Annotated in this window: 10 protein-coding genes; 5 read left to right on the top strand and 5 right to left on the bottom strand. The window is 59.9% G+C overall.

What is annotated here, in order from left to right; genetic code table 11:
* Positions 1 to 20: 20 nt before the first annotated feature.
* Both B9Z52_RS15185 and B9Z52_RS15180 read right to left on the bottom strand, forming a co-directional pair.
* Positions 21 to 359 carry a P-II family nitrogen regulator gene (locus tag B9Z52_RS15185; RefSeq protein ID WP_108414696.1) on the bottom strand — a complete coding sequence of 113 codons (339 nt, stop codon included), beginning with the start codon at positions 357 to 359 and terminating at the stop codon, positions 21 to 23.
* 34 nt (positions 360 to 393) lie between these two features.
* On the bottom strand, positions 394 to 2067 hold the full coding sequence (locus B9Z52_RS15180; RefSeq protein WP_108414695.1) for an NAD+ synthase: 1674 nt from the start codon (positions 2065 to 2067) through the stop codon (positions 394 to 396).
* Between the two features lie 4 nt (positions 2068 to 2071).
* Here B9Z52_RS15180 and B9Z52_RS15175 point away from each other — a divergent pair, with 4 nt between their 5' ends.
* Entirely contained in the window at positions 2072 to 3259 is a 1188-nt protein-coding gene (locus B9Z52_RS15175; RefSeq protein WP_108414694.1) for a GNAT family N-acetyltransferase, read from the top strand.
* Between the two features lie 89 nt (positions 3260 to 3348).
* Here the strand turns inward: B9Z52_RS15175 and ppa are convergent, their stop codons facing one another.
* Positions 3349 to 3879 (bottom strand): inorganic diphosphatase, encoded by a 531-nt coding sequence (gene ppa / locus B9Z52_RS15170; protein ID WP_108414693.1) that lies wholly within the window; start codon positions 3877 to 3879, stop codon positions 3349 to 3351.
* A gap of 145 nt (positions 3880 to 4024) precedes the next feature.
* Between ppa and B9Z52_RS15165 the strand changes: the two genes are divergently transcribed.
* The 4 genes from B9Z52_RS15165 to glp all read left to right on the top strand — a co-directional run bounded on the left by B9Z52_RS15165 (position 4025) and on the right by glp (position 8622).
* On the top strand, positions 4025 to 5458 hold the full coding sequence (locus tag B9Z52_RS15165) for an aldehyde dehydrogenase family protein (protein ID WP_108414692.1): 1434 nt from the start codon (positions 4025 to 4027) through the stop codon (positions 5456 to 5458).
* 72 nt (positions 5459 to 5530) lie between these two features.
* On the top strand, positions 5531 to 6670 hold the full coding sequence (gene moaA / locus B9Z52_RS15160) for a GTP 3',8-cyclase MoaA (protein ID WP_108414691.1): 1140 nt from the start codon (positions 5531 to 5533) through the stop codon (positions 6668 to 6670).
* A gap of 5 nt (positions 6671 to 6675) precedes the next feature.
* The gene (mobA, locus tag B9Z52_RS15155; RefSeq protein WP_108414740.1) at positions 6676 to 7299 is read left to right on the top strand and encodes a molybdenum cofactor guanylyltransferase MobA; all 624 of its coding nucleotides are present in this window, start codon (positions 6676 to 6678) and stop codon (positions 7297 to 7299) included.
* Between the two features lie 33 nt (positions 7300 to 7332).
* Positions 7333 to 8622 (top strand): gephyrin-like molybdotransferase Glp, encoded by a 1290-nt coding sequence (gene glp, locus B9Z52_RS15150; protein WP_108414739.1) that lies wholly within the window; start codon positions 7333 to 7335, stop codon positions 8620 to 8622.
* Between the two features lie 65 nt (positions 8623 to 8687).
* Here glp and B9Z52_RS15145 read toward each other — a convergent pair whose 3' ends face one another.
* A complete protein-coding gene (locus B9Z52_RS15145; RefSeq protein ID WP_108414690.1) occupies positions 8688 to 11777 on the bottom strand; it encodes an efflux RND transporter permease subunit in 3090 nt (1029 codons plus the stop codon).
* 59 nt (positions 11778 to 11836) lie between these two features.
* Positions 11837 to 13063, bottom strand: coding sequence for an efflux RND transporter periplasmic adaptor subunit (locus tag B9Z52_RS15140; protein ID WP_158270572.1), 1227 nt, complete (start codon positions 13061 to 13063; stop codon positions 11837 to 11839).
* Positions 13064 to 13253 lie beyond the last annotated feature (190 nt).

Below are 13253 nucleotides of genomic sequence, written 5' to 3'. Positions count from 1 at the left end.
GTCCACCGACTTGTTGGCGATCAGATGGCGGTGTCGTCTTGTTCGCCCGTGCGAATACGGACCACACGTTCGACCGAGGTCACGAAAATCTTGCCATCGCCGATCTTGCCGGTGCGTGCCGCTTTGATGATGGCGTCTACACAACGGTCCACATCATCGTCCTTGATCACCACTTCCACCTTCACCTTGGGCAAAAAGTCGACCACATATTCCGCGCCGCGGTACAGCTCGGTGTGGCCTTTTTGACGGCCAAAACCCTTGACTTCGGTCACCGTCAAGCCGGTCACGCCGCATTCAGCCAAAGCTTCGCGGACTTCTTCGAGTTTGAACGGCTTGATGACGGCAGTGATCTGTTTCATGGCAAAAGTCTTTCAAAATGTATAAAACACGCCATCAGGCGCGGAATTTGTTGGTCATAGGATAACGCCAATCCTTGCCAAAACTGCGGTGTGTCACGCGAATGCCTACCGGGGACTGGCGGCGCTTGTACTCATTGAGCTTGATCAGGCGGGTCACTTTTTCCACATCGGCCCGTTCAAAGCCGTCGGCAATCAGTGCCTCCACACCCTCGTCATTTTCCATGTAGCGCTGGATGATGGCGTCCAGCACCTCATAAGCGGGCAGGCTGTCCTGGTCTTTTTGGTCGGGTCGCAGTTCAGCGCTGGGCGGTCGGGTGATGATGCGCTCAGGAATTGGCTGGCTGCCCGTACCATAAGGGTCGTTCAGGTTGCGCCAGCGGGCCAGGTCAAACACACGGGTCTTGACCACGTCCTTGATCACTGCAAAGCCGCCCGCCATGTCGCCATACAGGGTGCAGTAACCCGTAGCCATCTCGCTCTTGTTGCCGGTGGTCAGCACAATCGCCCCGGTTTTGTTGGACAGCGCCATGAGCAGGGTGCCGCGAATGCGGGCCTGGATGTTCTCTTCGGTCGTGTCCTCTTTCAAGCCCTCAAATTGGGCCGACAACGCCAGCTTGAAGCCATCAAACAGCGGTGCAATCGAAATCTCGTCGTAACGCACGTTCAAGCGCTTGACCATGTCGCGCGAATCGATCCAGCTGATGTCGGCCGTGTAGGGCGACGGCATCATCACCGCGTGGATCTTGTCAGCCCCTATCGCATCCACCGCAATCGCCAACACCAGCGCCGAATCGATGCCGCCCGACAGGCCCAAAATCGCGCCCTTGAAACCGTTCTTGCCCAAATAGTCGCGCACGCCCAGCACCAGCGCGTCCCAAAGCTCGGCATCGGCGCTGGCCAAAGGCACAAGGGCATCGGCAGCGGCGCGCAGTGCCACGCCATTCGGCCCAACTGTTGCCTGCACCGCCAAATCCGATTCACGGAAACCCTCGGCCCGCGCCACGGTTTCGCCTTGGGCATTGAGCGCAAACGAACGACCTTCAAAAATCACCTCATCCTGACCGCCCACCAAATGGGCGTAAATCAAGGGCAAGCCGCAATCGGCCACGCGCTCGCGCATGCGTTGCTCGCGCTCCGGGCCCTTGCCCGCATGGAAAGGCGAGGCGTTCAGCACCGCCAGCATTTGCGCGCCCGCGTCACGCGCGAGGCGAGCCGGTTCGTCAAACCAGGCGTCTTCGCAAATCAACAGTCCCACACGCACGCCCTCGACCTCAAACACCCCCACCCCGTTGCCGGGCGTGAAGTAGCGGCGCTCGTCAAACACCTGGTAATTGGGCAGCTCGCGTTTGTCGTAAGCACACACCACTTGCCCTTCGCACAAGACGCTGGCGCGGTTGTGGCGGCGCGTCACCGCCACGCTGCGGGTGCGCACGCCGCCGCCTTCGGGGTGGCCCACCACCACATGCAAACCTTTTAACCCAGCCAGTTCGTGGGCCACTGTTTTCAGTGCATCATCACAGGCGTCAATGAAAGCGGGGCGCAGCAACAGGTCTTCGGCCGCATAGCCGCAAATCGACAGCTCGGGCGTCAGCACCAGGCGCGCACCCTCGGCATGGGCCTGGGTGGCGAAATCGATGATCTTGCGGGCATTGCCCTGCATGTCACCGACGACAAAGTTGAGCTGGGCCACACGAATTTGGAGAGTCATACAGGTGCTGGAAAATGTGAGCTTGAATTATGTCACCCGGGTGGAAGACGACCTGAGTGCCATCGCGCCTGAAGCCTGGGACGGCCTGCTCGCCCGGCAAGACGCGCCATCCCCCTTCATGCAGCATGCCTATTTGTCGGCCATGCTGACCAGCCAATCGGCCTCGCCCGAGACCGGATGGACGCTGCAAGTCATCAGCCTTTGGCGCAGCACCCTGCAAGGCGAGGTTTTGGCCGCCGCCTGCCCGCTCTACATCAAGACCCACTCACGCGGCGAATACGTGTTTGACCACGCATGGGCAGACGCCTACCAGCGCCACGGCCTCGACTACTACCCCAAAGCCCTGGTCGCCTCGCCCTTCACCCCCGTGCCTGGCAGCCGCTTGCTGGCCGAGTCTGACGCCGCCCGCCAAGCCCTGCTGGCCGCCTTGCTGGACATTTGCCAAACCAACCACATCCCGTCCCTGCACATTTTGTTTGGCAGCCCGCACGACCTGCAGGCCTGCGAACAAGCCGGGCTGCTGCAGCGCGACCAGGTGCAGTTCCATTGGCAGAACCAGGGCTGGCGCGATTTCGACGATTTTTTGGCCAGCCTGACGCAAGAAAAGCGCAAAAAAATCCGGCAAGAACGCCGCAAAGTGCAGGAGGCGGGCGTGACGTTCCGCGCCGTGCGCGGCCCCGACATGACCGGGGACGACTGGGCCTTGCTGCTGCGCTGCTACCAGCAAACCTATTGGGAACACGGCAACGCGCCCTATTTGACCCCGGCGTTTTTTGAGTCCATGCGCACCGACATGGCCCAAAACTGGCTGCTTTTTGTGGCCGAACACGAAGCGCAGCCCATCGGCATCAGCCTGATCGGCCTGCACCTGGATGCCCAAGGCCAACCCGAAGTGGCCTATGGCCGCTATTGGGGCGCGCTGGCGCGGGTGGACTGCCTGCACTTTGAGGCCTGTTACTACCAGCCCATCGCGTGGTGCATCGCCAATGGCGTCAAGCGCTTTGAAGGCGGGGCCCAAGGTGAGCACAAAATGGCCCGCGCCCTGCTGCCCACGCCCACATACAGCGCCCACTGGCTGGCGCACCCGGCGTTTTCAGAAGCGGTGGCGCGGTATTTGGAGCGCGAAAAAGCGGGGATTGACAATTACATGGAAGCCCTGCAGCAGCACTCGCCTTTGAAAAAGCCCCAGTAAAAACCCCAAAAAAACGCCTGCGCGGCGCAAACCGGGCAGGCGTTCAGCGGATCCAGCAGCTTCAGGCAGAAGCCGCTGGCAAAGACCCATCAGGCTTTTTGGTAATTGGCGATGCCGTCCATCAGTTCTTTGGCAGCAGACTCGACGCCTTCCCAGCCCTTGACCTTGACCCACTTGCCTTTTTCGAGGTCTTTGTAGTGTTCAAAGAAGTGGGCGATTTGCTTGAGCTGCAGCTCGTGCACATCGGCCAAGGTTTTGATGTTGGCGTAGACAGGCAAGATTTTTTCCGTAGGCACGGCCAAAATTTTGCCGTCCATGCCGCCTTCGTCTTCCATCAGCAAGATGCCAATGGCGCGGCAAGTCACCACCACGCCTGGGGGCAAAGGGAAGGGGGTCATCACCAACACGTCGACCGGGTCACCGTCACCGGCGATGGTCTGGGGCACGTAGCCGTAGTTGGTGGGGTAGTGCATGGCGGTGCCCATGAAACGGTCCACAAACAAAGCACCGGACTCTTTGTCCACTTCGTACTTCACAGGGTCGGAGTTCATCGGGATTTCGATGATCACATTGAACGCTTCAGGAATTTTGCTGCCGGGGGTGACTTTGTTCAGGGACATGGTTGTCTCGTTGGGAAAGTTGAGGGAATTGGAATCCTAGGGATTAACCCCGATTTTACTTTCACCGGGCTTGCGCCTCCCCCGGCAATTTTGGGCTGTCTCTGGCGTGATTTCCAAATACCGAGGTGGGATCACAATCGGGGCCATGCAACTGAATTTCATCGCCAACCAATCCGTTCCGGCCCTGGCAGGCCAAACCATCGACGTGCTCGACCCGTCTGACGGGCAGGTGTTCGATCAGATCCCGCGCAGCCAAGCCGCCGACATCGATGCCGCGGTACAAGCAGCCCGCGCCGCTTTCAACGGCCCTTGGGGCAAGCTGACCGCCGTGGAGCGTGGACGCTTGCTCATGAAGCTGTCGCAAAAAGTGAATGAGCACGCCGCTGAGCTCGCCGCACTGGAGCAGCGCGACTGCGGCAAGCCCACCAAACAGGCCGCAGCCGATTCGGTGGCCCTGGCCCGTTACTTTGAGTTTTATGCGGGTTCGTGCGACAAACTGCATGGCGAGACCCTGCCCTACCAAAACGGCTACAGCGTGCTGACTTGGCGCGAACCCCATGGCGTGACTGGCCATGTGATCCCTTGGAACTACCCCATGCAAATCTTTGGCCGCAGCGTGGGTGGCGCCTTGGCCGCAGGCAATGCCTGCGTGGTCAAGCCCGCCGAGGATGCCTGCCTGAGCCTGATTCGCGTGGCGCAGCTGGCCGCCGAGGTGGGCTTTCCGCCCGGAGCCATCAACATCGTTACCGGCTATGGCCACGAAGTGGGCGATGCGCTGGCCCGCCACCCCGGCATTGACCACATCAGCTTCACAGGCAGCCCCCGCGTGGGCACGCTCATCCAGCAAGTCGCGGCTGAGCGCCACTGCCCGGTCACACTGGAGCTGGGCGGCAAAAGTCCGCAAATCATTTTTGACGACGCCGATCTGGACGCGGCCGTTCCGGTGGTGGTCAACGCCATCGTGCAAAACTCTGGCCAGACCTGCAGCGCAGGCTCGCGCGTGCTGATTCAGCAGGGCATTTACGAACCGCTTTTGAAGCGCCTAGGTGAAGCCTTCAGCCGCCTGCAGGTGGGTTCAGCCGCCATGAACCTGGACTTGGGACCGCTCATCCGGGCCAGCCAGCTGGAGCGCGTCACCGGCTTTTTAGACCAAGCCAAAGCGGACGGCATCGCCACCGTGGCCCAAGGGCAAATCGCGGCAGGCGTACCTGCAGGCGGCTTTTACCAAGCCCCCACCCTGCTGCGCGATGTGCCGGTGATGCACCGCCTGGCGCAAGAAGAGGTCTTTGGCCCGGTGCTGTCGGCAATGGCCTTCACAGACGAGGACCATGCGGTCGAATTGGCCAACGCCACCGAATTTGGTTTGGTGGCCGGTATCTGGACGCGTGACGGCGGGCGGCAGTTCCGCATGGCCAAACGCGTGCGCAGCGGCCAGGTGTTCATCAACAACTACGGCGCAGGCGGTGGCGTGGAGCTGCCCTTTGGCGGGGTCAAGTCTTCGGGCTATGGGCGCGAAAAAGGGTTTGAAGCCCTGCTGGGTTTCACCACACTCAAAACCGTGGCGATTCAACACGGTTAAGAGACCTGCACCGCAGCTTGGTGCTTGTCCACAAGCCGCTGAGGGCCTGAACACTCGGGCACAATCGAAGCCATGTCTGAACGCGTTATACCGCTGGTTGACCAGCGCCACCCCAGTCTGCCTTTGCCCCACGCGGCAGGCGCAGCCCTGAGCACAACACCGACCGATGCCTTGCGCAGGCCTTTGACGGACTTGCGCATCAGCGTCACGGACCGGTGCAACTTCCGCTGCAGTTACTGCATGCCCAAAGAGGTGTTCGACAAGGATTACGCCTATTTGCCGCAAAGCCACTTGCTCAGTTTTGAGGAAATCACCCGACTGGCAACCGTGTTTGTCGGCCGGGGTGTGCGCAAAATCCGTTTGACCGGGGGCGAACCGCTGCTGCGCAAGAACATCGAAATCCTGATCAGCCAACTGGCGGCCTTGCGAACGCCCGATGGACAGCCACTGGACCTGACGCTGACCACCAACGGCTCTTTGCTGGCGCGCAAGGCCCAAAGCCTCAAGGATGCCGGCCTGCAGCGGGTGACTGTGAGCCTGGACGGTCTGGACGATGCCGTGTTTCGACAAATGAACGATGTCGACTTTCCGGTTGAAGAGGTTTTGCAAGGCATCGCAGCGGCCAAAGCGGCAGGTCTGGGGCCCATCAAGGTCAACATGGTCGTCAAGCGCGGCACCAATGACCACGAAATTTTGCCCATGGCCAGGCATTTCCAGGGCACAGGCGTGGTGCTGCGCTTCATCGAGTACATGGACGTGGGCGCCACCAATGGCTGGTGCATGGACGAGGTTCTGCCCAGTGCCGAGGTGGTGCAACGCATCCAGGCCGAGATGCCCTTGGTGCAACTGGGGCACTCGGCGCTTGGCGAGACTGCCGAGCGCTGGGGCTACGCCAATGCCCAAGGGGATTACGACCCCCAACTTGGCGAAGTGGGTGTCATCAGCAGCGTCACCCAGGCATTTTGCGGGGATTGCAACCGCGCGCGGCTATCAACAGAAGGACGCCTGTACCTGTGCCTGTTCGCCAGCCAGGGCTATGACCTGCGCCAGTTGCTGCGCGACCAGATCAGCACGGATGAGGCGATGGCCGCCACCATCGATGCCATCTGGCAAGGCCGCGCCGACCAGTATTCGGTTTTGCGCAGCTTGCGCGGCCCCGACACCGCCGGCGGCCCGGGCCGCCGGGTCGAAATGAGTTACATCGGAGGCTGATGCCCATGACCGTTCATCTACCGGCCATCACCGGCCTCATCCTGGCCGGTGGGCGCGGCTCGCGCATGGGCGGCGTCGACAAAGGCTTGCAAAATTTCCGTGGCTTGCCTTTGGCCTTGCAAACCCTGATGCGGCTGCAAATGCAAAGCCTGCCCGTGCAGGAGATCCTGATCAATGCGAACCGGAATTTGTCGGCCTACGAATCCCTGGGTGTGCCCGTTTGGCCCGACAGCATCGATGGTTATGCCGGTCCTCTGGCAGGCTTCCTCACGGGGCTGGAGCGCTGCGAAACACCACTGCTGCTCACGGTGCCTTGCGACTCACCTTTGTTCCCGCTGGATTTGCTAGAACGGCTGGCGCAGGCCCTGCACGAACAAGATGCCGACTTGGCCATGGCCACAGCACCCGAAACCGATGGCCAGATCAGAGCACAACCGGTGTTTTGCCTGCTCAAAGTGTCTTTGCTCGAAAGCTTGGTGAAATTCACGCAAAGCGGCGGCCGCAAGATCGACGCTTGGACTGCAGAACACCGCTGTGCGCTGGTCGCCTTCAACCAGCCTGGCGATGATCCCCATGCTTTTGCCAACGCGAACACCTTGCAGGAATTGCTGCAACTCGAATCCATTTAAAACGCGATGCCACAGCGGCATCGCCCCAAGGTCATGACCCAGCTTCCTTCACTAGACGAGATTGCACAAGGCCTGCAGGGGTACGACCCGCAAGCCCTGCCTGCGGGCCATGTGAACGCTTTTCTGGCCGAATTGGTCACCCCTGTGCGCGAACAAGAATCCGTGCCGCTGATGCAGGCCTTGGGCCGCATCCTGGCGCAGGACGTGGTTTCCCCCATCAGCGTGCCGCCACACGACAACTCGGCCATGGATGGCTATGCCTTGCGCGGCAGCGAACTGCAGGCCAGCCAGGCCAGTACATTCAAAGTGGTAGGAACGGCCCTCGCCGGTGCAGCGTGGCAAGGCCAAGTTCAAACCGGTGAATGCGTGCGCATCATGACCGGCGCGATCATGCCGCAGGGCTTGGACACCGTGGTGCCCCAAGAATTCGTCCAAACCACAGCAGACCAAGTGACCATTCCCCCTGGCTTGCTGCAAGCGGGCGACAACCGGCGCTTGCTGGGTGAAGACCTGATGGCGGGGCAAGTGGCGCTGTCCGCCGGGACTCGGCTCACCCCAGCTGCTTGTGGCCTGGTGGCCAGCTTGGGCTTGGCATGTGTGCAGGTGTGGCGCCGCCCTCAAGTGGCCTATTTCTCTACCGGCGACGAAATCCTGAGCCTGGGCGAAGCTCCCCGCGAAGGCGCTGTGTACGACAGCAACCGTTACACCGTGGCCGGCTTGGTGCAAAAACTCGGCTGCGAACTGATCGACATGGGCGTTGTGCGCGACGAACCCGCTGCGTTGGAACAAGCCTTTCGCCAAGCGGCACAGCAAGCCGATGCGGTCATCACCAGTGGCGGCGTGAGCGTGGGCGAAGCCGACCACACCAAGGCCATGATGAAAAAGCTGGGGGATGTCGCGTTCTGGCGCATCGCCATGCGGCCTGGTCGCCCGATGGCAGTAGGCCGCATCCGCGAAACCAATCACGCGGCCGTTTTGTTTGGCCTGCCGGGCAACCCCGTGGCGGTGATGGTCACCTTTGCCGCATTTGTGCGTCCGGCCTTGCAGCAACTGATGGGCTGGAAAGCCCCTGCGCTGCCACTGCTCAAGGCGCACAGCCTGCAAGCCTTGCGCAAAAAACCGGGCCGCACAGAATACCAACGCGGCACCGTCTCGACCAATGCCCAAGGCCAACTGGTCGTCAGTCTGACTGGCAATCAAGGCTCGGGCGTGCTCAGCTCCATGGTGCAGGCCAATGGCCTGATGGTGCTTGGCCATTCTCAAGGCAACGTGGCCGTGGGCGATGAAGTAGATGTGATGATGTTTGACGGGCATCTCTCATGACGTGCCCGAGCGCCTGACATTCAAAAAAGGGGCCAATTGAATAGATTGGCCCCTTTTGTTTCAGATCACACCGCAGTGCCCCGTGGATCGTCGCCCACAATGGGCCCCTTGCCGCTGAACCGCTCCAGTGCCAAGTAAATCACGGGGGTGATGTACAGGGTCACGGCCTGGGAGAAGATCAAGCCACCGACCACCGCCAGCCCCAAGGGTTGGCGAAGTTCAGCACCCGCACCCAAGCCCAAGGCGATGGGCAAGGCACCCATCATGGCCGCGATGGTGGTCATCATGATGGGCCTGAACCGCAAGACACAGGCCTCACGGATGGCCTCTTTGGGGGTCATGCCGTGGTGGCGCTGGGCTTCCAACGCGAAGTCGATCATCATGATGGCGTTCTTCTTCACGATACCGATCAGCAGCAGCACACCGATGGTGGCGATCAGTGTCAGGTCCTGGCCGAACAGCATCAAAGTCCCCAAAGCGCCCACGGCCGCAGAAGGCAGACCCGCAAAGATGGTGATGGGATGGATGTAGCTCTCGTACAGCACGCCCAGCAAGATGTAAATCACCAGCAAAGCCGAAATGATCAGGATGGACTGGCTGCCTTGCGAGTCCTTGAACACCGCCGCATCGCCACCGTAGGTGGTGATGATGGACTTGGGCAGCTGGATCGCATCGCTGGCTTGCTCGATTTTGGCCGTGGCGTCACCCAAAGCGGCACCGGGGGCCAAGTTGAAAGACACGGTGACCGCTTGCAATTGGCCCACATGGTTGATGGCCGTGGGGCCAACGGTGCGCTCCACAGTGGCAAAGCTGGACAAAGGCACCAAAGCGCCATTGCCCGATCGCACATAGATACCCGTCAAAGCGGATTCGTCTTGCTTGGCCTCAGGGGCCACTTCCATGATCACCTGGTAGCTGTCGGTGGCCAGATACATGGTCGAGACCTGGCGTTCACCAAAAGCGCTGAACAGCGCTGTGCGGATGGCGTCCACAGACACGCCAAGGGTGTTGGCACGGTCGCGGTCAATCTTGATCTGGGCCTGCAGGCCGCGCAGTTGCGCGTCGCTCGTCACGTCACGGAAGATCGGATCGGCCCGCATCTTCTCCTGGAGCTTGTTGGCCCAGACGTTGAGCTGATCGGCCTGCACGCTTTGCAGGATGTATTGGTAGCGTGCCTTGCTCTGACGGCCACCCAACTGCAGGTTCTGCACAGGGCGCATGAACACGTTGATGCCCGGAATCGATCGCAATTTTTTGCGTAAATCCTCGACCACGCCCTTCATCGGCTTGCGCTCGCCTTGGGGTTTGAGCACGATGAACATGCGGCCTGTGTTGAGAGAACCCGTGCCGCCGTTGAAGGAACTCACGGCATCGACATTGGGGTCTTTGCGAATCAAGGCAACCACCCGCTCTTGCAAGCTCACCATGGCGTCGAAAGACACGTCTTCAGCCGCTTCGGTGGTCACTTGAATCTGTCCAATGTCTTCTTCTGGGAAAAAGCCTTTGGGGATGACCATGACCATCCACACTGTGGCTGCAAATGTTGCGGCGGCCACCATCAGCACCCACTTGGAATGACCCAAAGCCGAATCCAATGTGCGTGAATAAGCTGCCAAGGTGGCGTTGAAACCTTTTTCAAAATAACGAACGATCAGGCCTGGCTTTTTCTTGTGGTCCTCACCGGTCAGGTAGCGGCTGGCGAGCATCGGCACCAAGGTGAGCGACACGAATGCCGACACACCGATCGACAAGCCCACCACCACAGCGAATTCGTGGAACAACAAACCGATCACGCCAGGCATGAAAAAGATGGGGATGAACACCGCCACCAGGGAGGTCGAAATCGAGATGATGGTGAAGCCCATTTCACGCGCACCGATCACGGCTGCCTTGAAGGGCTCGACCCCTTCCTCAATGTGACGAATGATGTTCTCAAGCACCACAATGGCGTCGTCCACCACCAAGCCCACCGCCAGCGTCAGACCCAGCAGCGAAATGTTGTCCAAGCTGTAGTTCAGGCCCCACAAAAGCGCAACCGCCCCCACCAACGAGACGGGCAAGGACAGCGCAGGAATGACCGTGGCCACAAATCGGCGCAAGAACAAAAAGATCACCAGCACCACCAAAATGATGGTGCCCAGCAGCGTCAATGTCACGTCTTCGAGCGCGTGGCGAATGGACACAGAGCGGTCGTTGACAGGCGTCATGGTGACCGATGCAGGCATCTGCGCCTGCAAGGCGGGCAAAGTTTTCATCACCGCGTCGACCACACGCACGGTGTTGGCACCCGGCTGACGCAGGATGGCCAAGCTGATGCTGTTCTCGCCGTTCAGCGTGGCCCAGGTCTTGAGTACCTCGACACTGTCTTCCACCGAGGCCACATCCTTGAGGCGCACTGGGTTGCCACCTTTGTTGCTCACAATCAGTTCGGCAAATTCGCTGGCCGAGCCCATCTGGCGGTTGGCCTGGATCACCAAAGTCTGCTTGTCACCTTCAAAGGTGCCCGCAGGGGTATTCACGTTGGCCAGTTTGAGGGCTGAACTCAGCTCATCCAGACCAATATTGCGGGCCACCAAGGCCTCGGGCTTGACCCGCACACGCACGGCAAAGCGCTTGGCACCAAAAATGTTGACTTGGGCCACGCCATCGATGGTGGACAGAGTCGGCGAGATCAAATGCTCAGCGTAATCCTGCAATTCCGATTGCGCCATGGAAGGTGTACGCAAAGAAATGAACAACACAGGTGCATCTGCAGGGTTGACCTTGCGATAGGACGGGGGGATCGTCATGTCAATCGGCAAAGTGCGCTGTGCGCGCAGCAAAGCGGCCTGCACGTCCAGAGACGCCGAATCGATGTTGCGGCTTTCAATGAATTCGAGCGTGACAGACGTCGAGCCCAGCGTGCTGGTCGAACTCATGACCTTGAGGCCCGGAATCGTCTGGAATTGCTTTTCCAGTGGCAGCGCCACCGAACTGGCCATGGTCTCAGGACTGGCCCCGGGCAATGTTGCCGTGACACTGATCACGGGAGTGTCATAACTGGGCAACGCTGACACTGGAATGTTTTTATAGCCAACGACACCCGCCAGCAGGATGGCCGTGTTCAACAAAACCGTCATCACGGGACGACGAATGAAAAGCTCGGAAAAATTCATCTCAAACCTGCCTTGTTTCCGGCGTGGAAATATGGGGTTGGCTCACCAATGTGAGCAGGTTATTTGGCCGCGTCTGCTTTGGCAGGCGCAGCGGCATCGGGCTTGGCCGCAGCTTGGGCTTGGCGATCCACCACGGTTGAACCGGGCCTGAGGTTTTGTTTGCCGTCTGTGACCACCACCATGCCTTCTTCGACACCCGAGACCACCGCATCAGGCCCTGCTGAGTAAAGGATCTTGACGGGTTTGAGCGCTGCTTTGCCGTCCACCACGGCGTACACGATCGAGCCGCGCGCAGTTTGGACGATGGCCGCTTGGGGTACCACAATCGCTCCGGGCATAGCACCCACTTCCATCGACATGTTGGCGAACTGACCTACCCACAACTTGCTGTCCGGGTTGTCAAACACCGCCTTGAGCTTGAGGGTGCCCGAATTGGCATCGATGTTGTTGTCGATGAATTCCAATCGGCCCAGCATCGCCTCTTTTTGGTCTGGCAGCGCGGCGCGAATTTTGACTTTGGCACCGCTTTTTTGAGCCGCCATCAGGTTGCTCCACTCAGACTGTGGCACCGTGAACGACACCGCGATGGGATTGACCTTTACAAGGTTGACCAGAACGGTGATGTTGGCCTGAACCACGCTTCCGATTTGAGAGTTCAGCGCACCCAGCCGTCCGGAAAACGGGGCGGTGATGCGGCCATAAGAAACCGCCACCTGCGCCGCCTGCACGGCCGCTGCATCGGCCGCCAGCGTGGCCGCCTGCGACTCGACCTGCAACTGCGCGGTGTCCAGCGCGGCGGCAGAAACGAAATTCTTGGCCACCAAGTCTTGGCTGCGCTGGAGTTGGCGCTTGGCGTCGTTCAGTGCCGCCTGATCTTTGGCCAGCTGAGCCTTGGCCTTGAGCAGGTTCGCCTCGTCAGTTCGAGTGTCGAGGGTGAAGAGTGCGTCACCTTGCTTGACGAACTGACCCTCCTTAAAGTGCACCTTCATGATCGTGCTGGTCAGCTGAGGCCGAATGTCCACGTTGGCCAAGGAGACCACAGAACCGACAGCCTTGACAGAAATAGGCACATCCCGCTTGGCAGCCCTGACCGTGACAACGGAAACGGGGCCGCTGGCCTGAGCAGGGGCAGAAGCCGGTGTTGAAGCCGCCGAGGCAGGTGCCGAGGCGTCGGCAGCGGGCGCTGGAACAACCGCCTCCTTAGAGCAAGCGGCCAACAAGACCAAGCACACGCCGATCACGCAGGCAGATTTATTCAGAGCCAAAGCAGGAAAATTACCGTTCATGTCCATCACTACCCATTGTCATTTTGAGAAAGGCACCATCAATTAGTCAGTGTAGGTGAAGAAATTGTTGTTTTTGTAAAGTTCAGGTGAAGCTGAAACTTCGGGGCCATCAAGAGAAATGGCCATGATGCGCGCATAAAACTTTAACAGTATTGGTGGTGTTGCCAAATTGGGTTTTCACCAATGCGGC

Origin of the sequence: Limnohabitans sp. Jir72 (assembly GCF_003063575.1) — a bacterium.
In the GTDB taxonomy this organism is placed as follows: Bacteria; Pseudomonadota; Gammaproteobacteria; order Burkholderiales; family Burkholderiaceae_C; genus Limnohabitans_A.
Note: the sequence above shows the minus strand (reverse complement) of the source record. Positions and strands in the feature narration are given on the sequence as shown.

Coding starts and splice junctions, on each gene's coding strand:
- B9Z52_RS15185 (WP_108414696.1), bottom strand. CDS start 359: ATGAAACAGATCACTGCCGTCATCAAGCCGTTCAAACTCGAAGAAGTC.
- B9Z52_RS15180 (WP_108414695.1), bottom strand. CDS start 2,067: ATGACTCTCCAAATTCGTGTGGCCCAGCTCAACTTTGTCGTCGGTGAC.
- ppa (WP_108414693.1), bottom strand. CDS start 3,879: ATGTCCCTGAACAAAGTCACCCCCGGCAGCAAAATTCCTGAAGCGTTC.
- B9Z52_RS15165 (WP_108414692.1), top strand. CDS start 4,025: ATGCAACTGAATTTCATCGCCAACCAATCCGTTCCGGCCCTGGCAGGC.
- moaA (WP_108414691.1), top strand. CDS start 5,531: ATGTCTGAACGCGTTATACCGCTGGTTGACCAGCGCCACCCCAGTCTG.
- mobA (WP_108414740.1), top strand. CDS start 6,676: ATGACCGTTCATCTACCGGCCATCACCGGCCTCATCCTGGCCGGTGGG.
- glp (WP_108414739.1), top strand. CDS start 7,333: ATGACCCAGCTTCCTTCACTAGACGAGATTGCACAAGGCCTGCAGGGG.
- B9Z52_RS15145 (WP_108414690.1), bottom strand. CDS start 11,777: ATGAATTTTTCCGAGCTTTTCATTCGTCGTCCCGTGATGACGGTTTTG.
- B9Z52_RS15140 (WP_158270572.1), bottom strand. CDS start 13,063: ATGAACGGTAATTTTCCTGCTTTGGCTCTGAATAAATCTGCCTGCGTG.